The sequence below is a fragment of the Lentzea terrae genome (assembly GCF_003265345.1).
GTDB lineage: Bacteria > Actinomycetota > Actinomycetes > Mycobacteriales > Pseudonocardiaceae > Lentzea > Lentzea terrae.
The window spans coordinates 1-1,316 of record NZ_QFWW01000048.1 but is presented as its reverse complement, the minus strand read 5'-3'; the positions used below and the strand labels follow the sequence as shown (position 1 = coordinate 1,316).

The following is a 1,316-nucleotide window of genomic DNA, read 5'->3' as shown; positions in this document are numbered from 1 at the left end:
TTCTGGACGCCTTGGCCGCTGATTGAGATCTGTGGCGCGTGGTGATGCGTGTCGCTGTTTATGGAGCTGCTGGCGGGGTCGTCCACGGGGTTGAACTGCGGGAAGGGGAGGGCGGACCGCGTGGCGGTGCGCGAGAGGATCTGGGTGGGCATCGACGTCGGCAAGGCCGGCCACCACGCGTGTGCGGTCGACGGCTCCGGCAAAGTCGTGTTCAGCCAGAAGGTGGTCAACGGCCAGGCGGCGATCGAGGAGCTGATCGCCCGTGCGGGGCGCAAGGCCCGCGAGGTGGTGTGGGCGGTGGACATGACCTCGGGCACGGCGGGGTTGTTGCTGGTGCTGCTGCTCGGGTCGGGTCAGCCGGTGCTGTATGTGCCGGGCCGGTTGGTCAACCGGATGGCCGGTGCGTTTCCGGGCGAGGGCAAGACCGACGCCAAGGATGCCCGCACGATCGCCGAGACCGCCCGGCTGCGCGGTGACCTCACCCCTGTGACCAGCCCGGACGAGGTCGCGGCCGACTTGCGGATCCTGGCCGCGCGCCGGGAGGACCTGATGGCGGACTGGGTGCGTGGGGTCAACCGGCTGCGCGAGCTGCTCGCCTCGATCTTCCCTGCCCTGGAACGTGCTTTCGACTACTCCACCCGCTCGGCGCTGGTTCTGCTCACCGGCTACTGCACCCCGGCCGGTATCCGGGACGCGGGCGCGGGTGGCCTGGCCGAGCATCTGCGTGCCGGTGGCGCGTGGCCCAAGGGCATTCCGTCCATGGTGGACAAAGCGATTGCCGCCGCGGACGAGCAAACCGTTGCCCTGCCGGCGGAAACCATCACCGCGCCACTGATCATGCGGCTGGCCCGGCAGCTGCTCGACCTCGATCACGAGATCAAGGATCTCGACAAGCACATCACCGAGCGCTTCGGTGAACATCCGCATGCCGGTCCGATCACCAGCGTCGATGGGTTCGGACCGATTCTGGGCGCGCAGCTGCTGGCTGACACCGGCGGCGATCTGCGCGCGGTGTTCGGCAACGCCGGCCGCATGGCCGCCTACGCCGGACTCGCCCCGGTCCCACGCGACTCCGGGCGAGTGCGGGGCAACCTGCACCGGCCCAAGCGTTATCACCGCGGCCTGCGCCGCGTGTTCTACCTGGCCGCCCTGTCGGCGATCAAGGTCCAGGACGGCCCGTCCCGGCGCTTCTATCTGCGCAAACGAGACGAGGGTAAGCGTCACACCCAAGCGCTCATCGCGCTGGCACGGCGACTGGTCGACGTCATCTGGGCACTGCTGCGCGATGGCCGGGAGTTCCATCGCTCACCACAGCT

Annotated in this window: 1 protein-coding gene; it reads left to right on the top strand. The window is 69.1% G+C overall.

Annotated elements, in window-relative coordinates; all coding sequences use genetic code 11:
* Nucleotides 1-120 precede the first annotated feature (120 nt).
* A partial coding sequence (locus DI276_RS47645) for an IS110 family RNA-guided transposase (protein ID WP_112276799.1) occupies nt 121-1,316 on the top strand: 1,196 nt, incomplete at its 3' end.